Here is a 17,684-nt window from a genome sequence, read left to right as displayed (position 1 = left end):
CGGGGTGTCAGCTCGGCTCAGTCCTCGTCCTCGGCGAGCAGCCGGTACAGGTCCTTGCGGGTCTGGTTGAGGATCTCCAGCGCGCGGGCGAGCTTGGCCGAGTCGTTCTCCTGGGCGACCTGCGCGGCCGCCTTCACCGTCCCGCCGATCGCGCGGCGGAAGCTGAGGTGTGACTCGGCGCCCTCAGGCTGCTCCCAGGGGGCGGTGACCTCGCCGAGTTCGGTGATGTAGGTCTGACCGGCCTCGGTCAGGGTGAACGTCGTCCCGGTCGCGCCCTCCTGGGGCACGCCGGCGATCAGGCCCTCGTCCTGGAGTTGGGAGAGGGTCGGGTAGACCGACCCGGGGCTCGGTGTCCACATGCCGTCGGTCCGCGCCGACAAACCCTGGATGAGCTGGTAGCCGTTGGCGGGCCCGTCCTCCCTGAGCAGGAGCAGCACGCCGAGGCGGACATCGCCGCGCCGGCGGCGGCCGCCGGGGCCGCCGAAGCCGCGCCCACGCGGGCCGAAGCCGCCGGGGCCGCCAAAGCCGCCCGGACCGGGGCCGAAGCCGAAGTCAGGGGCAAAGCCGCCGCGTCGGTGTGGGCCGTGCCCGTCCGCGTCGGGGCCGTGCGGATGGTGGTGGTGATGATGGTCATGTCGATCGTGTGTGCAAAACATCAAAGGAGATCCTTTCGTGCTGTTGTGATGCATCAAAGATATATCATTACGTATCGCGTTGTCATCGTCGGGGAGCGGCATGGCCCCCCCTGGCTCAGGCGCGCCGCCCCGCCGGTATCGTCGGGCCCGTGTTCGTCTTCAAAGCAGCCGTCGTCGGCGCCGGCACGATGGGCGGAGAGATCGCCCAGGCCATCGCCGCCGCCAACATCCCCGTCCTGCTCACCGACGTCAGCCCGGACGCCGTTGAGACCGGTCTCGCCCGCGCTCGCGCGCTGTGGGCCCGCCACGTCGACAAGGGCCGGCTCAGTGCGTCCGACGCCGACGGGCTGCTCCGCCTGATCACGCCGACGACCGGCTATGACGGGTTCGGTGACGTCGACTTCGTGATCGAGGCGGTGCCCGAACGGCTCGAGCTCAAGCAGGAGGTGTTCAGTGAGCTCGACGCCGCCACCCCCGGGCACGCGATCCTCGCCTCCAACACCTCCGCCCTGTCGATCTCGGAGATCGCCGACGTCACCCTGCGGCCCGAGAAGGTCGTCGGCTTCCACTTCTTCTACCCCGCGTCGGTGATGCGGCTGCTCGAGGTCGTCGAGGGGGAGTTCACCTCCGCCGAGACGGTCACCGCCGCGGTCAGCTTCGCCCAGCGGATCCGCAAGACGCCGATCCGGGCGGGGGAGCTGCCCGGGTTCGTCGTCAACCGCGTGCTGTCGGCCGCCTTCTCGGAGATCTGGCGCTACCAGCACGAGACCGGCGCCAGCCTCGAGGAGCTCGACGCCGCCCTCCCGGCGGCCAAGCTGATGCCCGCCGGACCGTTCGCGCTGATGGACACCCTCGGGCTCGACACGGTCCTGCACGTCGCCGAGTTCATGGAAGAGAGCTACGGCGAGCGCTTCTTCGTCCACCCTCAGCTCCGCGCCCACGTCGCCAACGGGGACCTGGGCACCAAGACCGGGAAGGGGTACTACCCGCATGCCTGACCATCACGAGCTGATCGACCGCTTCTCCCTGCGGACCTTCCATGAGGCCTGCCTCGTGCTCGAGGACGGCGTCGGCACGGTCCGCGAGATCGACCTCGGGATGCAACTCGGGGCCGGGATCGGCGGGCCCTTCGCCGCGGCGGACCGGACCGGTCTCGACGTCCTCCTCGAGGCGCTCGAGCGGCGCGTCGCCGACGGGGAGGACTCCTTCACCCCGCCGGTCCTCCTGCGCCGGCTCGTCGCTCAGGGACGGCTCGGGGTCAAGAGCGGGCAGGGCTTCTACCCCTACCCCCAGCCCGACGCCGGCTATGAGGACGCGCCGGTCAAGCTCGAGAGCCGCGGTCCGGTGGCGATCGCCTGGCTCGACCGGCCGCCGGCGAACTCGCTCGCCCCGGAGATGGTCGCTGCGCTCACCCGGGTCTGGAGTGACGTCGAGGCCGGGGGTGCGCGGGCGGTCGTGATCGCCTCCGCGAACCCGAACCTGTTCTGCGCCGGGGCCGACATCAAGGCGTTTGCGGCGATGGACGCCGCCGCCGGACGACAGCTGCTCGACGACACCCACGGGCTCTTCCGTGCCTTCGAGCGCTCACCGGTCGTCACCCTCGCCGCGGTCAACGGTCTCGCCCTCGGCGGCGGCAACGAGCTCGCGATGGCGACCGACTTCCGGATCGCCGCCGCGTCGGCGAGCTTCGGCCAGCCGGAGGTCAACCTCGGCCTCATTCCCGGCTTCGGCGGCACCCAGCGGCTGCCCCGCCTCGTCGGGACCGCCAAGGCGCTCGAGATGAACCTCACCGCCGAGTCGATCCTCGCCGAGGAGGCCTACGAGCTCGGGCTCGTCCATCGTCTCGTACCCGACCACGAGCTGCTCGACACGGCGCTCGGGTGGGCGCGGATGCTCGCCGAGAAGGCGCCGCTGGCGATCGCGGAGATGAAGGCGGTCTCGGCGCACAGCGACCTCGACGCGGGGATCGCGGCGGAGAAGCGCGCCTTCAGTGAGATCTTCGCCACCGAGGATGCGCGCGAGGGGATCAGCGCCTTCGTGCAGAAGCGCCCCGCCCGCTTCCAGGGACGCTGACCGACGACGGGGTCGGCGGGCCGGTCCGGCCCACCGGGGCCGGACCGCCGGTGGGCCGCTCAGCGCCGCCGGTAGACGGCGAGCTCGACCGGGTTGGCCGCCAGCGCCGAGAACTGCTGGGTGACCCGGACGATCGTGAAGTTCGGGTCGTTGCCGAGGAACTTCAACCACTTCTGTGAGTACTCGTTGATCACCTTCAGGTACGGGGTCGCCGTGGAGAGCCGCAGCGGGACGACGAGCCCGACGGTCTCACCGGGCCGGACACCGGCGAGCAGGCGATGCAGCTCGGTGTGGGCGTAGTGGCTCTCGAGGCGGGGGAGGAGGTTGATCCAGTCGACCCCGTAGCTGTAGCGCGGCACGCCGGCGGGCGTCCCGAAGTGGGTGATCTCCGGGAAGTAGTAGTGCAGCGTCGGGACCTGCTCGGGCTGGGTCGACAGCATCAGCGAGTCGGCGTTGAGGTAGCGGCCGGCGACCTGGCTGACCGAGTACACGTTCGACTTGGTCGCCAGTGAGGTCGGCTCGGGGTTCGTCACCCACCACAGGCAGCAGACCGCGACGGCGATCACCGCGACCCGGCGGCTGCGGGCGAGCGCGAGCGCGACGATCAGCACGAGCGGGCCGATCATCGCCGCCGCATAGCGGGCGGAGAAGGAGTAGGTGACCTTGCCGAGTAGCCAGCCCTCCCCGAAGGTGACCCAGGTGAGCAGGACGAGCACCCACACCTCACGGCGGAAGATGCCCTCGCGCGGCGCGGCCCGGTAGGCGGCGACGAGACCACCGATCCCGGCGACGAACAGCACCCCGGCGACGTCACGGCCGCCGGCGATGAAGTAGAGCGACTGCGTCCAGGTCCACAGCACCGTGTGGGCCGCCCACGGCGCGCCGGTGTGGGCGGCCTGGAACAGCAGGGTGGGCAGCCACGGCAGGTACAGGACGAGGCACGCGCCGAGGGCGAGCACCCCGTCGCGCAGCAGCGGCCGCCGCTCGGCGGCCGGGGCGAGCAGAGCCGCGGCGAGCACCCCCGTCGCGCAGGCGACGGCGAGGAACAGACCCCAGTTGTGGGTGTACATCGCCGCGGTGAGACTGAGGATGAACGGCCCGATCCAGCGCCGGCGCCCGAGGACGAAGGCGCGCAGGAAGGTGCCCGCGACGAGGACCGACAGCAGCACCATCAGCGAGTACATCCGGGTCTCTTCGCTGTAGGCGGTGAGGTAGGGAACGCCGGCCATGAGGATCGCGGCATAGGTCGCGCCCGCCCGGCCGAGCGGCCGCGCCGCCCACCACACCGCCGGAATCGCCAGCTGGGCGAAGATCAGCGACAGGATGTGGGTGGCTGCCGGAGTGGTCCCGAAGATCGACATCCAGATGTGCAGCAGCGCGTACCACAAAGGCGGCGCGCCGTCCTCGCGCAGCAGCGTGTGGAGCATCCCGAGCGGATGGGAGGCGATCCCGACGGAGATCCCCTCGTCGATCCAGTAGTGGAAGTGGATGCCGCGCAGGCGCAGCAGGGTGGAGATGACGAGGAGGCCGACGATCAGCGCCGGGTCGCCGAAGCGCCAGTCGGTGAGGCGGCGGAGACGCACGGAGAGACCGTTCAGACGGCTCGGGGAGGTGCCCGGGGCAGGGGGAGCGGACGCGTCCGGAGCCAGGACCGCGTCAAGGAGAGACGATTCCACGCCAGCGCATGCTATTGGGCCGGGGCCACCGACGGACGTTCGGTGCGTTAGCGGATCGTGAGCGTCGACTCTGACGCGCACACCCGGGCGCGTCAGGCGTGGGCGACCGCGCGGGCCCGCAGGGCCGCCTCGGTCCGGGCGAGCGCGTGGCTCACCGCCGCGCGCTCAGCCTCGCTCAACGGCCCCTCGAGGGCCGTCTGGGCGGCGGCGGTGACCCCGCCGATCAGGTCGCGCAGCTCGCCGATGCGCCCGCCGATCGCAGCCGCCTGCGGGTCTCGGGCGAGTTCGCTGACTGCCGCGTTGAGGGCGATCATCGCCCCGAGGGCCGCCTCTCGGAGACGACCCTCCTCGAGGTCGTGGGTTGCCCGCAGGGCGAGGTCGGCACACACGAGGGTCGGCTCACGGCCCGACAGGGCGGCCGCAAGCTTGGCCTGGGGCTCGAGCACCTTGGCGCGGCGCTGGAAGCGCGGGCCGCGCGGCGGGGGGAGCTCACGGCTCATCCCAAAACGCCCCTCGGCAAGGCCCTCGCCGTCCCCGTAGCCGACCTTCGCGCTCAGCAGCTGGCGCCGGCCCGGTCCGCTCACGTGCGGGTCCGCGACGATCAGCCGGAAGGCGTGCATCACGACGCCGAGGACGCCGAGGCCGTCGGCGACCTCGGTCTCCCCGGCCTCGCGCAGCCAGCGTGCGGCGGCTGCCGCGTCGGTGAACGGGGTCGCGACGTTGACGACCGTCGTCGTCGCGCCCGAGAAGACGAGCACGTGGGTCGGCGCCTCGCCGGCCGCCGGCCGACGGAGGTAGCGTCCGTCCGGCGGTCCGAGCGGTTGGGCGGTTTCGACCTGGATCGCGCTGAACAGCGCCACCTCAGCGCACCGGGGCTATTGCGTGTTCGTCTTGATCGCGTAGGCCGAGCGGGTCGTCGGCACCGCCGGCTCGGGGATCTCGCTGATGTGGGAGATCAACTGGATCCACTGGCTCGGTTTGAGGATCGACCGCACCTCCGCCGCGAGCTTGCGGTTGGACCCGAACCGCGGCGTGAAGGTCACCTGGATGCGGTTGGTGTGGTCGGGGAGGGCGAGGGTGTTGGCCTGGCCCTTGTAGCTCATCGCCGAGACGATCTCGGCCGGGGCCATCGCACCCTGCAGGGTGAGCAGGCGGCGAATCGTGATGTCGGTGATCGACCCGGGCCCCTGGTTGCCGGCGATCGGGATGTTGTTGATCGCCGAGATGTCCATCGACGCCCCGGTCCGGCCGGCCGCGTCGATCCCGTTGCTCCCCGCCCCGCAGACGAGGCCGGAGACCGTCGGATCGAGGCCGGAGGCGGCGAGGAACTCCATCGTCGCCAGCACCCGGCGGTCGACGAGCCCGGCGGCGATGTCCCGCCGTCCGCAGCTGTAGATCGCGATCCGCGGGTCCTTGAGCACCTGCTCCTGCAGCTGGCTCTTGGACTCGAGCAGGATCTGCCCGATCGTCGCCTGACGGCCGGAGCTGAGGAACGGGTTGAGCCCGGAGGCGCGGTAGATCGCCGTCGCCTGCAGCAGCTTCCAGCCATCGAGCACCGGCTTGGGGTCGATGTAGGGCGCGTTCGCGCCGGCCGGCTGGATCTGGAAGTAGACGTGCGGGGACTCGCCGTTGCTGCCCGGACCGATCCGGCCGAGGATCGTGCCGGCAACGACGACGGCGCCCCTGGTCAGCGGCGCGAGCGTGTACTGGTCGCGGGCGAGGTGCAGGACGCTGGAGAAGTAGTCGGAGAAGTTCGCGATCGCCGCGCCCTCGGACAGCAGCTGCAGCTTGCCACCGGCGGCGTAGGACGCCGGGCGGGCCGGGTTGGCGAACAGCCGCTCCTTGGCGACGGCCTGGGTCGCGTCCGGCGCACTGTGACGTGAGCCGGTGCGCTTGGCGCGGGCCGCCGTCTGGGCTGAGCTGCGCCGGAGCGTGGGGGACCGCAGCGAGCGCAGCGTCTGGCGGGACGCGTGGCCGGCGCCGGCGGCGACCGGCACCGTCGTGGTGGCGACCGTCAGGGTCGCGTCCGGCTGCAGGCCGGCGGTGGCCGGCGCGCTCGCGGCGGCGTGGCCGCTGCTCGTCGTCCGGATCGTCGCCAGCTCCTGGGCGAGCTGGGCGCGTGAGGTGGACACCGGCTTGGGGACCGGGTAGAGGGCCGGGATCGAGCCGAGGTGCGAGTAGGTGTAGGTGTTGCCCTCATCGTCCTGGAGGACGATGTAGCGGCCGCGGGCGGCGTCGTCTCCGATCGCGACGATCCTGCCGTCGTTGACGGCGATCACCGGGGACCCGACCTTCGCGTAGATGTTCGTGCCCTTCGCGGCGCCGGAGTCGACCGGGATCGCCGCGTTCGCGCCGTGGATCCGCTGTCCGGCCCGCTTGACGACGCTGTCGTCTGCATACGTCGCCGCCGCCGCGACCGGGAAGTGGCCCTGGACGAGCCCGGTCAGCGCGGACACGAGGTTGCTCGGCATGCCGCCGATCAGCTGGGCGCGCAGCAGCACCGACTGGACGTACCAGTTCGCGTGGTTGTAGGCGAAGATCGCCTTGGCGAGGTCCGTCGAGGCGCCCGCCGCCGACAGGTAGCGGGCGGCGGCGAAGATCGCATCGGTCGGGTTGTAGGGGTCGGCGTACCCGGTGCCGGTCGCGTCGACCCCCCACCGCGCCCACGTGGAGGGAAGGAACTGCATCCACCCGACCGCTCCGGCGGAGGAGACCGACAGGTCGCGGCCATAGTCGGTCTCGATCCAGTTGATCGCCGCCAGGACCTGCCACGGTACGTTGTACTCGATGCCCGCGGCCTGGTAGATCGGCAGCAGGAACGGGGGGATCTGGAAGCTGTCGATGAAGAAGTTCGGGACGCCGATCGGCGCCGCGCCGGGAAGGGCGAAGCTGTAGGTCGGGTTCGACGGCGACGGCACGCCGCCGGCCGCCGTCAGCGTCGTCACCGGCGTCGTGTTGACCTTGCTCGTCTTGGTGACCGTCGGGGCGGGGGTCGTCGACTCCGGCTGCAGGGTGACCGTGAGCGGCCGTGCGGTCGCCTTGTGCCGCTTGCGACCCGGCGTCGTCGCCGTGCCGGTGGTCGCGCTCTGGGTCGTGGCGGTGCCCGACGTTGCCGTGCCCGTCGTGCTCGTCTCGGTCGTCGTCGTCGCGGGGGTCAGGGCGATCGCCGGTCCGGTGGTCGTCCCCGCCGGAGCGGAGGCGCAGGACTCGGAAACGGCGACGACCGTGCCGGTCACCGGCAGGTTGATCGCCGACAGCGGCGTTCCCGACGGGACGTTGACCTGGAAGGAGAGGGTGTGCCCGCCCGCGAGCGTCACCGACACGGTGCAGGTGTCCGCCTCCGCGAGGCCGGGCAGGGCGAGCAGGCCGGTCGCCACCGTCGCGGCCGCCGTCAGCCTCATCCCTCGCTTTCGGGTGCTTCGCATACGTGTTCTCTCTCCCCGCGGTCCGCCCCAGCCGGGGCCTGTGCATCATGCGCAGGGGCGGACCCTAGCGTTCGATCCGGACCTTTGCAATCCCTACCCCCTCCCGCGAGGGACGTTTCACCACCTGAGGTGGGTCGCTAGCGTGTTGATCCAGCGCGTGTCCTTGCCACCCGAGCAGAAGGGGTTCCCCATGTCCGATCACGACGACGATCCGGCCCGCGACGGAGCTCGGCCCCTGCGCCGCCAGGGTGAGGAGGTGATCGGCCGGATCGCTCAGGAGCTGCTCCAGAGCCCGGTCGTCACCGGGGCCCTCAGCACGGTGTTCGAGACCCGGGAGCGCGCGACGCGCGCCCAGGAACTCGCGATGAGCGCCCTCAACCTGCCCTCGGCGGCCGACATCGAGCGACTCACCCGGCGGGTACGGTCGGTCGCCCAGCGGATCGAGGGTCTCGAGGACGGCCTCGACCGGATCGCCGATCGGCTTGAGAAGGTCGCCTCGACCTCGGCCCTCGACACGCGCCTGACCGCGATCGAGGCGAGCCTCGAGCGGATCGAGGCGGCCCTCGCCGCGTCGAGCTCGTCGCTCGGCGCAACGTCGGCGGACGGTGATCAGAGCGGGGATGCCTGACCGGTCCCGTGACGCCATTACCTTATGCCCACTTGACGTAACGGGCAGCTAACGGGCTGAACACCCATCGCTGTCGATCTCTCGCTTAGATAGTTGTCGGTCGGGGTCGCGGGGATTCCGACCGGCGCTACGAACACTGGAGATCTGACGTGCTCACAGAGCCCCACCCGGGGATCATCACAGCCCCTGCGCCTGACGCGGGGGAGGCGGCCGGTATCCCGGCTCGGCGAACCCTGTGCGACATCTTTGCCGCGACCGCTGCCGCCCATCCGGAGGCGATCGCCCTCGACGCGCCGGACGCCACCTTCACCTACCGCGAGCTCGACGCCCGCGCTCGCGAGCTCGCGAGCGAGCTCGCCGGGCTCGGTGTCGGCCGGGGTGATCGGGTTGCCGTCTCGGTCCCCAGCGGCACCGCCGCGCTGTATCTGGCGATCCTCGGCGTGCTCCGCGCCGGGGCGGCCTACGTCCCCGTCGACACCGACGACCCGCCCGCACGGGTCGCCGACATCCTCGCGCGCTCCGGCGTCGTCGCGGTCATCCGCGACGGCCTGGCGATCGAGCCCTGCGGCCCGTCCCGTGCGGGGGCGGCTCTGAGTGGACCCGCCCCCGAGCCACCGACCCCAGCCGATGATGCGTGGATCATCTTCACCTCCGGCTCGACCGGCACGCCCAAGGGCGTCGCGGTCACCCACCGGTCGGCCGCCGCCTTCGTCGACGCCGAGGCGCGGCTGTGGGAGCTCACCCCGAGCGACCGGGTCCTCGCCGGTCTGTCGGTCGGCTTCGACGCCTCCTGTGAGGAGATCTGGCTCGCCTGGCGTCATGGCGCCGCCCTTGTCCCCGCGCCGCGTGACCTCGTGCGCGCGGGCGTGGAACTGGGTGACTGGCTGCTGGCTCGGGGGATCACCGTCGTCTCCACCGTGCCGACCCTCGCCGCCCTGTGGGACGAGTCCTGCCTCCACCAGGTCCGGCTGCTCATCCTCGGCGGGGAGGCCTGCCCCGAGCCGCTCGGCTGGCGACTCGCCGCCGGCCGGCAGGTGTGGAACACCTACGGGCCGACCGAGGCGACCGTCGTCTCGACCGCCGCCCCGATCATCCCCGGCGAGCCGATCCGGATCGGCCACCCGCTCGCGGGTTGGGAGGTCGCGGTGCTCGAGGATGGCGAGCCGGTGCCTCCGGGCCTGCCCGGCGAGCTCGTGATCGGCGGGGTCGGCCTCGGCCGCTACCTCGATCCCGAGCTCGACGCCGAGCGCTACGCCCCGGTGCCGGCGCTCGGCTGGACCCGCGCCTACCGGACCGGGGACATCGTCGTCGACGGGCCCGGCGGCCTGCAGTTCGTCGGTCGCCGCGACGATCAGGTCAAGGTCGGCGGCCGCCGGATCGAGCTCGGGGAGATCGAGGCGGCCCTGTGCGCGGTCTCGGGCGTCCGGGCTGCGGCCGCCGCGGTCCGCCAGAGCGCGGCCAAGAACACGCTGCTCGTCGGCTACGTCGTCGGGGACGTCGATCCGGTCAGCGTCCGGGCGACCGTCGCCCGCCGGCTCCCGTCGGGGATCGTCCCGCTCGTCGTCGTCCTCGACGAGCTGCCGCTCGCCCCGTCGGGCAAGGTCGACCGCAAGGCGCTGCCGTGGCCGGCCGGGGGGGACGCCGCCGGGTTGGCGATGGGGATCGCCGCCGACGGTGAGCCGCTCGACGACCACCAGGCGTGGCTCGCGGAGCGCTGGATCGAGCAGCTCGGGCCGGTCCGGATCACGCTTGACTCGGACTTCTTCGCCCTCGGCGGGGCGAGCCTCGCCGCCGCCAAGCTGATCTCGGTGCTGCGCCGCGAGTACCCGGGGATCGCCGTCGCCGACGTCTATCACCACCCGACGCTGCGCCAGCTCGCCGACCGGCTCAGCGAGCTCGGCCGTGCCGACGCCGGGGCGGGCGCGGGCGCCTGCACCGCACCGGCGCGCTGGTTCGGCGCCGCCCAGATCGCCGGAGTCGTGGCCCTCAGCACCCTGACGGCCGTCCCGTTCGTCCTCTTCGCCTTCGCCTACTCGAACCTGTTCGGGGCCGGGCTGCCGCACGTCAGCTGGGTCGCCCTCGGGGTCGCCTACCTGCTGTTGGCGACCGCCCCGGCGAAGATCGGCCTGCAGATCATCGCCTCCCGTGTCCTGCTCGCCGACCTCGCGCCGGGGCGCTACCGGCGTGACTCGTGGCTCGCCTGGCGGCTGTGGTTCGTCCACCGCCTCGGAGAGGCGACCCGCTCGGACCGGCTTGGGGGGACACCGTGGGCGGCCAGCTACGCCCGGCTCGTCGGCGCCGACGTCGGCCCGGGGGCGCGCCTGGCGACCGTCCCGGAGGCCGGCTCGCTGCTCCACATCGGGGCGGGGGCGACGATCGAGGCGGCCGTCGACACCCGCGGCTGGTGGATCGACTCCGAATCGCTCGTCGTCGGCTCCATCCACGTCGGCGCCGGCGCCCGGGTCGGCACCCGGACGCTGCTCGAGCCGGGCGCGGTCATCGGCGCCGACGCGGAGATCGAGCCCGGCAGCGTCGTCCGCGGGGAGATCCCCGCCGGCGAGCGCTGGGGCGGCGTCCCGGCGGTCCGGCTCGGCCGGGCCGGTGAGTTCTGGCCCGCCGCGCCGCCGGATCTGCTCACCGACCCGCACGGGTCGCGCCGCTGGTTGTTCGCGCTGTCGGTCCTGCTCACCGACGCCCTGCTCGCCACCGCTGCCCTCCCCGGACTCGCCCTGCTGTGGTTGATCGGCGGGGTTCTGCCCGGCCTCGGCACCTCGCCGCTGCTCACCGCCGGCGAGGTGCTCCTTGACGTCGCCCTGTGGATCCCGTGCTCGGCGATCCTGCTCGCCGTCGCCCTCCGGCTCGTGTGGAAGCTCGTCACCCCCGGCTACCACCCCGAGTACGGGCTGATCGGCTGGGCGCTGTGGTTCGGCGGGGTGCTGCTCGACACCGGCTCGACGTTCCTGTTCGCGATGTGGGCCTCCCTGCTCACGCGCCCGTGGCTGGCCCTGATGGGGATCGAGGTCGGCAGCCGCAGCGAGATCTCGACCGCGACCGGGCTCAACCCGCTCGTCCGCTTCGGCGCCTACTGCCAGAGCACCGACGACATCGGCTTCTGCGGCGTCCGGGCCCGGCACGGCTGGATCCATGTTGACGGCGTCAGCGTCGGGGACCGCAGCTTCCTCGGCCCCGGGGCGATCCTCCGCGGCGGCACACGGATCGGCAACGACTCACTCGTCGGCGTGCTCACCCTCGCTCCGCTCACCCCGCCGGACGGCACCTCGTGGCTCGGCGTCCCGGCGCTCGAGCTGCCCCGCGCCGCCGACTGTGCTGACCCGACCCGGACCCACCATCCGCCCCGCCACCTCGTCGCCGGGCGCCTCGCGATGGACATCGCCCGGCTGTTCCTGCCGAACCTGACCGTCGCGGCGATCGGGGTCGGCGAGCTGCTCGCCATCGGGTTCCTCGCCCGCGGCGCCGGAGTGTGGCTCGCCTGCCTCGGCGCGCCGTTCGTGCTCGTCGCCGGCGGTGTCGTCGCCTGCGCGGTGACGGTCGCCTGCAAGTGGCTGCTGATCGGCCGCTACCGGCCGGGGGAGCATCCGCTGTGGTCGTTCTTCGTCTGGCGGGACGAGTTCCTCAACGCCACCCAGGAGCAGCTCGCGGTGTCGGGCCTGCTCGGCCTCGGCCTCGGGACCCCGCTGATGTCGATCTACCTGCGCGCGATGGGCGCGAAGGTCGGGCGCGGGGCGTGGATCGAGACGGCCGCGGTGACCGAGTACGAGATGATCGACCTCGCCGACGGGGCGGTCGCCAACCGCGGCTCCTGCCTGATGACCCACCTCTTCCACGACCGGCTGCTGCGGATCGGCCCGACGCGCCTCGGCGCCGGGGCGACGCTCGGGCCGACCGCGGCGGTCCTCCCCGACACCGTCCTCGGGGCCCGCACCGTCGTCGGGGGCCACTCCGTCGTTCTCCGGGGCGAGGAGCTGCCCGAGGCGACCCGCTGGGTCGGTACCCCGGTCGTCGCCGACGTCGCCGGCTGAAACCGACGCTCGGGCGTGTGCGCGGCGGCCGAACCCGTCGTCACCCTGCTGCGCGGCGGGCGCGCGGAGGCCCGCCGCGCCTCCCCGCCCGGGCGCCGGGTGAGCCGCTCCTACAGCGCCCCCTACGCGCTCGTCGCCGTCCACGACGGCCCCGTCGGGGTTGACATCGAGGCGGTCGGGCCGCTGGAGCCGGGGTTCTGGGCCTCGATCTGCACTCCGAGCGAGCGGGCGGCGCTGAGTGGCGCGGACGCGCGCGCGATCACGTCGCTGTGGTCCTCGAAGGAGGCGCTCGCCAAGGCGCTCGGGGACGCGGTCGCCTATGACCCGCGCCGGCTCGAGTCACCGCGCTTCTGGCCCGGCGGAGCAAGCGGCCGCTGGCGCGCGCGTCCCCTCGATCTCCCCGACGGGTTCGTCGGCTGGGTCTGCTGGGCGCTACCCGGTGAGGGCGGCGACGGCGACCGCGCCGAGCCGGGACTCCGCAGCCTCGAGGGCGTCCTCGCCGATGCGGACATGCCCGGCCGGGGCCCCGAGCCGGTCTGAGATCACCAGCAGCGCACCGGTCTGGACCCGGTGGCGCGCGCCGAGGGCGAACAGCGTCGCCGCCTCCATCTCAACCGCCCGCGCGCCGGCGGCCCGCCAGTCGGCGTGCCGGTCCTCGGCGTCGTAGAAGAGGTCGGTCGAGACGACCGGCCCGACGGCCGCGTCCGCATCGGAGCGGGTGGCGTCGGGGCCGACGGCCGGGTCGGCCCCGACGGCCGGCGCCGCCGCGCCGCGCAGGGCCGCGAGCAGCTCCGGGGACGGGTCGATCCGGGCGCGGCCGCCGGTGAGCGCGGCGCTCGTCCCGTCGTCGGCGATCGCCTCGGTCGCGATCAGCAGCGCCCCGAGCCCGAGGTCGGGATCAAGCCCGCCGCAGGTTCCAACCCGCAGCAGCCGCCGGGCTCCGAGGCCGATCAGCTCGCTGATGACGATCGCCGCGCTCGGACCGCCCATGCCGGTGCTCTGGATCGTCAGCGGAGCGCCGTCGAGGCGGGCCGGGCCGGTGTAGCCCCACAGGCCGCGGTGGTGGTTGAACATCAGCGGGCCGTCGATCAGCTCCTGGGCGAGGCGGAGGGCCCGGCCGGGATCCCCGGGCAGCAGCACCCGTTCGGCGAGCCCGGCGGTAGGGTGGAGGTGGATGCTCACCGCGGCGAGGTTAGACTCACCCGTCGTGAGCGCCACCTTCTCCTCCTCCGCGGAGTTTCGCGAGGTCATGGACCGCACCTTCCAGATCATGAGCGAGGATCCGGAGATCGGCCCGCGCCTGCGTGACGCCGATACCCCCCAGCGCTTTGAGTTCTCCGACGTCGACCTCGTCGTCAACATCCGTTCGGGCATGCCCGACAGCGGAGAGGGAAACCTCGTCTGGGACTGGAGTGACGAGGTCGCCTGGAACCCGAAGGTGATGATGGTGATGGCCTCCGACACGGCCAACCGCTACTTCCAGGGCCGCGAGGACGTCGCGCTGGCGATCGCCCGCCGCCGGATCCGGGCGAGCGGTGACGTCAAGGCGGCACTGGCGATCCAGCCGATGCTGCGGCCGCTGTTCGCACGCTACCGGGACCTGATCACCCGCGATTACGCCCACCTCGAGCTCTGAGGGGCCCGGGAGAGGGCACCCCGGCGGCGTGGGGACGGGCGACGCCAAGGCGGTGCTGACTCGGGACGCCGACGCGGTGACCGCGCTCGTCGCCGCCGGTGGGCTGCTCGCCGCCGGCCGCCGGGTGCTCGTCCTCCTCTCCGGTGGCCAGGACTCGACCTGCCTGCTCCACCTCGCCGTCGCCCTGTGTGGCCCCGACGCGGTCCGCGCTCTGCACGTCAACTACGGCCTGCGGCCGGGCGCGGAGGCCGATCAGGCCCAGGTCGAGGCGACCTGTTCGGCCCTCGGGGTGGCCCTCGAGGTCGTGCGTCCGCCCGCCCGGACGCGGCCGGGCAACCTCCAGGCCTGGGCCCGGGAGGTCCGCTACCGGGCCGCCCACGAACGGGCCGGCGGCGGCGACATCGCCGCCGGGCACACGGCGACCGACCAGCTCGAGACCGTCCTCTATCGGCTCATCTCCTCACCCTCGCCGCGGGCGCTCGCCGGGATGGCCCGGCGCTCGGGCCCGCTGATCCGGCCGCTGCTGGCGGTCACCCGCGCCGAGACCGCCCGCTACTGCGTCGAGCGGGGCCTCGCCGTGTGTGAGGATCCGAGCAACGCCGAGGGGGTCTTCGTCCGCAACCGGATTCGCCACGAGCTCGTGCCGCTGCTCACCGAACTGCACCCGGGGGCGGCGGCGAACGTGCTCGCCCTCGCCCGGCGGGTCGCCGAGGAGCACGCGGTCGTCGAGGCGCTGGTCAGCGAGCGACTCGACGGCCGTGAGGAGGTCGGTCTCACCGAGCTCGCCGCCTGGCCGCCCGGGCTCGCCGCCGTCGCGGTGCAGCGGCTCGCCGACGCCGCCGCCGGCGGCCCTGCCGCCGGGGTCGCCCGGCGGCTCGGGGAGATCGTCGCGATGGGGCCCGACGCCGCGCTCGACCTGCCCGGCGGAGTGCGGGCGCGCACCCGGGCGAGCCGGCTGGCGTTCGAGCGGACACCGCGAGTGGACGCCCCGATCACATCGCTGACACAATCCGACGGTGCCCACCCCCAGTGACGACCCGGTCGGGGAGATCCTCGTCTCTGAGGTGGCGCTTGCCGCCCGGGTGCGCGAGCTCGCCGCCGAGGTCTCCGCCGATTACGCCGACCGCGAGCTCGTCCTGATCGGCGTGCTCAAGGGGGCGATCTTCTTCCTCGCCGACCTGATGCGGGCGCTGACGGTTCCCTGCGAGGTCGACTTCATGGCGATCTCCAGCTACGGCTCGGCGACCAAGAGTTCGGGCGTCGTGCGGATCCTCAAGGACCTCGACATGCCGCTCGAGGGTCGCGACGTACTGATCGTCGAGGACATCGTCGACTCGGGCCTCACCCTGCAGTACCTGCTGCGCAACCTCGCCGCCCGCAACCCGGCGAGCCTCGAGGTGTGCGCGCTGCTGATCAAGCCGGGCGCCCGCCAGGTGCGGTCCTCACCCCGCTACGTCGGGTTCGAGCTGCCGGACCGTTTCGTCGTCGGCTACGGGCTCGATCACGCCGAGCGCTACCGCAACCTCCCGTTCGTCGCCGCTCTGCGCCAGCCATGAGGTTGCTAGGCTTGGCGTTTCCCGCTCACCGCGGGACCGCCCAATCAGGGTGGACCGCGGCGCGAGACGCACCGCGATGACCCGATTCTTCAAGAGCGCGCTGTTCCCGATCCTGATCGTGGTCGTGCTCGCGTTCTTCGCCCAGAAGCTGATCGGCGGCTCCCACTCGGGCACCTCCTACACCTTCGGCCAGTTCGTCACCCAGGTCCAGAAGGGCCAGGTGCAGTCGGCCAACTTCGATCAGAAGGACAACAGCGTCGCCGTCGTGCTGCGCAACGGCGGGGGCAAGTACTCGGTCGGCTATCCCGACAACATGACCCAGGTCCTCACCCAGGAGCTGATCAAGCACGACGGCCCCCAGGCCGCGCAGTTCCAGGACAAATCCTCGAGCGCGTGGATCTCGATCCTCACCTACATGCTCCCGTTCGTGCTGATGTTCGGCCTCTGGTTCCTGTTGATGAACCAGGTCCAGGGCGGCGGCTCGAAGGTGATGAGCTTCGGCAAGTCGCGGGCCAAGCGGATGGCGGTCGACTCACCGAAGATCACCTTCCGGGACGTCGCCGGCGTCGATGAGGCGGTTGAGGAGCTCCATGAGATCAAGGAGTTCCTCGAGAACCCGAAGAAGTTCCAGGCCCTCGGCGCCCGCATCCCCAAGGGCGTGCTGCTCTACGGTCCGCCCGGTACGGGCAAGACCCTGCTCGCCCGCGCGGTCGCCGGGGAGGCCGGGGTGCCGTTCTTCTCGATCTCGGGCTCGGATTTCGTCGAGATGTTCGTCGGGGTCGGCGCGAGCCGCGTCCGTGACCTGTTCGAGCAGGCGAAGCAGAACAGTCCGTGCATCATCTTCATGGATGAGATCGACGCCGTCGGCCGCCACCGCGGTGCCGGCCTCGGCGGCGGGCACGACGAGCGCGAGCAGACCCTCAACCAGCTCCTCGTGGAGATGGACGGCTTTGAGATGAAGGACAACATCATCCTCATCGCCGCGACGAACCGGCCCGACATCCTCGACCCGGCGCTGCTGCGCCCCGGCCGCTTTGACCGCCAGATCGTCGTCGACCGGCCCGACCGGGCGGGCCGCAAGAAGATCCTCGAGGTGCATACCCGCGGCAAGCCGCTCGCCCGGGAGATCGACGTGGAGGCGCTCGCCGGGCAGACCCCCGGCTTCACCGGGGCCGACCTCGCCAACCTCGTCAACGAGGCCGCACTCCTCGCCGCCCGCAACGGCAAGCGGGAGATCACCCAGATCGAACTCGAGGAGGGGATCATGCGCGTGATCGCCGGCCCCGAGAAGAAGACGCGGGTGATGTCCGAGGGCGAGCGCCGGATCACCGCCTACCACGAGATGGGGCACGCGATCGTCGGCCACTACCTGCCCCACTCGGACCCGATCCACAAGATCTCGGTGATCAGCCGCGGCCAGGCGCTCGGGTACACGATCTCAATGCCCGGGGAGGACAAGTTCCTCACCACCCGCGCCGAACTGCTTGACACGATGGCGATGACCCTCGGCGGCCGGGCGGCCGAGGAGATCGTCTTCGGTGAGATCACCACCGGCGCCTCCAACGACCTGGAGAAGGTGACCGCGACGGCAAAGCAGATGGTGATGCGCTACGGCATGTCCGAGCGGCTCGGTCCGCGCGTGTTCGGTCACGACCACGGCCAGCCGTTCCTCGGCCGCGACATGGGGACCGAACCGGACTACTCCGATGAGATCGCCCGGGAGATCGACACCGAGATCCGCCGGATCGTCGAGGGCGCCCACCAGCAGGCCCTCGGCCTGCTGGCCAACCACCGTGAAGCGCTCAACCGCATCTCCGAGATCCTCATCAAGCGTGAGACGATTGAGGCCGACCAGTTCGAGGCTCTGCTCGCCGGCTCCTCGGAGGAGGCGGTGTTCGGATCGGAGGCGCCGCCGCCCCCGCAGCTGCCCGCCTCCCCCGAGCGGGTGCCTCAGACCGCACCGCGGCCCCTGCCGCGGCCCGGCCTCGCCTCCGAGTAGAGGTTCTCCGCCAAGG

Annotated in this window: 14 protein-coding genes; 9 read left to right on the top strand and 5 right to left on the bottom strand. The window is 72.3% G+C overall.

Going from position 1 to position 17,684, the window contains the following annotated elements:
- Positions 1-17: 17 nt before the first annotated feature.
- On the bottom strand, positions 18-656 hold the full coding sequence (locus M3M55_RS14575) for a PadR family transcriptional regulator (protein WP_249010227.1): 639 nt from the start codon (positions 654-656) through the stop codon (positions 18-20).
- A 128-nt stretch (positions 657-784) separates the two neighbouring features.
- On the opposite strand from M3M55_RS14575, the gene M3M55_RS14570 reads away from it, so the two are divergent.
- The gene (locus tag M3M55_RS14570; RefSeq protein WP_249010226.1) at positions 785-1,633 is read left to right on the top strand and encodes a 3-hydroxyacyl-CoA dehydrogenase family protein; all 849 of its coding nucleotides are present in this window, start codon (positions 785-787) and stop codon (positions 1,631-1,633) included.
- Positions 1,626-2,708 carry an enoyl-CoA hydratase-related protein gene (locus M3M55_RS14565; protein ID WP_249010225.1) on the top strand — a complete coding sequence of 361 codons (1,083 nt, stop codon included), beginning with the start codon at positions 1,626-1,628 and terminating at the stop codon, positions 2,706-2,708. Before M3M55_RS14570 ends, M3M55_RS14565 begins: the two co-directional genes overlap by 8 nt.
- 59 nt (positions 2,709-2,767) lie before the next feature.
- Here M3M55_RS14565 and M3M55_RS14560 read toward each other — a convergent pair whose 3' ends face one another.
- From M3M55_RS14560 to M3M55_RS14550, 3 genes are all read right to left on the bottom strand, one after another.
- Positions 2,768-4,384, bottom strand: a complete 1,617-nt coding sequence (locus tag M3M55_RS14560; RefSeq protein WP_249010224.1) for a glycosyltransferase family 39 protein — start codon at positions 4,382-4,384, stop codon at positions 2,768-2,770.
- A 92-nt stretch (positions 4,385-4,476) separates the two neighbouring features.
- Positions 4,477-5,244: a hypothetical protein gene (locus tag M3M55_RS14555; protein WP_249010223.1), complete on the bottom strand. Its 768-nt coding sequence runs from the start codon at positions 5,242-5,244 to the stop codon at positions 4,477-4,479.
- 15 nt (positions 5,245-5,259) lie between these two features.
- Positions 5,260-7,785 (bottom strand): lytic murein transglycosylase, encoded by a 2,526-nt coding sequence (locus tag M3M55_RS14550; RefSeq protein WP_249010222.1) that lies wholly within the window; start codon positions 7,783-7,785, stop codon positions 5,260-5,262.
- A 214-nt stretch (positions 7,786-7,999) separates the two neighbouring features.
- On the opposite strand from M3M55_RS14550, the gene M3M55_RS14545 reads away from it, so the two are divergent.
- From M3M55_RS14545 to M3M55_RS14530, 3 genes are all read left to right on the top strand, one after another.
- The gene (locus M3M55_RS14545; protein WP_249010221.1) at positions 8,000-8,437 is read left to right on the top strand and encodes a hypothetical protein; all 438 of its coding nucleotides are present in this window, start codon (positions 8,000-8,002) and stop codon (positions 8,435-8,437) included.
- A 149-nt stretch (positions 8,438-8,586) separates the two neighbouring features.
- On the top strand, positions 8,587-12,477 hold the full coding sequence (locus M3M55_RS17450; RefSeq protein WP_305883307.1) for a Pls/PosA family non-ribosomal peptide synthetase: 3,891 nt from the start codon (positions 8,587-8,589) through the stop codon (positions 12,475-12,477).
- 15 nt (positions 12,478-12,492) lie between these two features.
- On the top strand, positions 12,493-13,017 hold the full coding sequence (locus M3M55_RS14530; RefSeq protein WP_249010220.1) for a 4'-phosphopantetheinyl transferase superfamily protein: 525 nt from the start codon (positions 12,493-12,495) through the stop codon (positions 13,015-13,017).
- On the opposite strand, the gene M3M55_RS14525 is transcribed toward M3M55_RS14530, so the two are convergent.
- Positions 12,910-13,659: a hypothetical protein gene (locus M3M55_RS14525; RefSeq protein ID WP_249010219.1), complete on the bottom strand. Its 750-nt coding sequence runs from the start codon at positions 13,657-13,659 to the stop codon at positions 12,910-12,912. The genes M3M55_RS14530 and M3M55_RS14525 overlap by 108 nt on opposite strands.
- 25 nt (positions 13,660-13,684) lie before the next feature.
- On the opposite strand from M3M55_RS14525, the gene M3M55_RS14520 reads away from it, so the two are divergent.
- The 4 genes from M3M55_RS14520 (at position 13,685) to ftsH (ending at position 17,668) form a co-directional block, all read left to right on the top strand.
- On the top strand, positions 13,685-14,113 hold the full coding sequence (locus M3M55_RS14520) for a hypothetical protein (RefSeq protein WP_249010218.1): 429 nt from the start codon (positions 13,685-13,687) through the stop codon (positions 14,111-14,113).
- Between the two features lie 28 nt (positions 14,114-14,141).
- Entirely contained in the window at positions 14,142-15,146 is a 1,005-nt protein-coding gene (gene tilS / locus M3M55_RS14515; RefSeq protein ID WP_249010217.1) for a tRNA lysidine(34) synthetase TilS, read from the top strand.
- A complete protein-coding gene (gene hpt / locus M3M55_RS14510; protein ID WP_249010216.1) occupies positions 15,130-15,669 on the top strand; it encodes a hypoxanthine phosphoribosyltransferase in 540 nt (179 codons plus the stop codon). The genes tilS and hpt overlap by 17 nt, the downstream gene beginning before the upstream one ends.
- Before the next feature lie 76 nt (positions 15,670-15,745).
- On the top strand, positions 15,746-17,668 hold the full coding sequence (ftsH, locus tag M3M55_RS14505) for an ATP-dependent zinc metalloprotease FtsH (RefSeq protein WP_249010215.1): 1,923 nt from the start codon (positions 15,746-15,748) through the stop codon (positions 17,666-17,668).
- The last annotated feature ends 16 nt before the right edge of the window (positions 17,669-17,684 follow it).

It is taken from the genome of Conexibacter sp. DBS9H8, from assembly GCF_023330685.1.
In the GTDB taxonomy this organism is placed as follows: Bacteria; Actinomycetota; Thermoleophilia; order Solirubrobacterales; family Solirubrobacteraceae; genus Palsa-465.
Note: the sequence above shows the minus strand (reverse complement) of the source record. Positions and strands in the feature narration are given on the sequence as shown.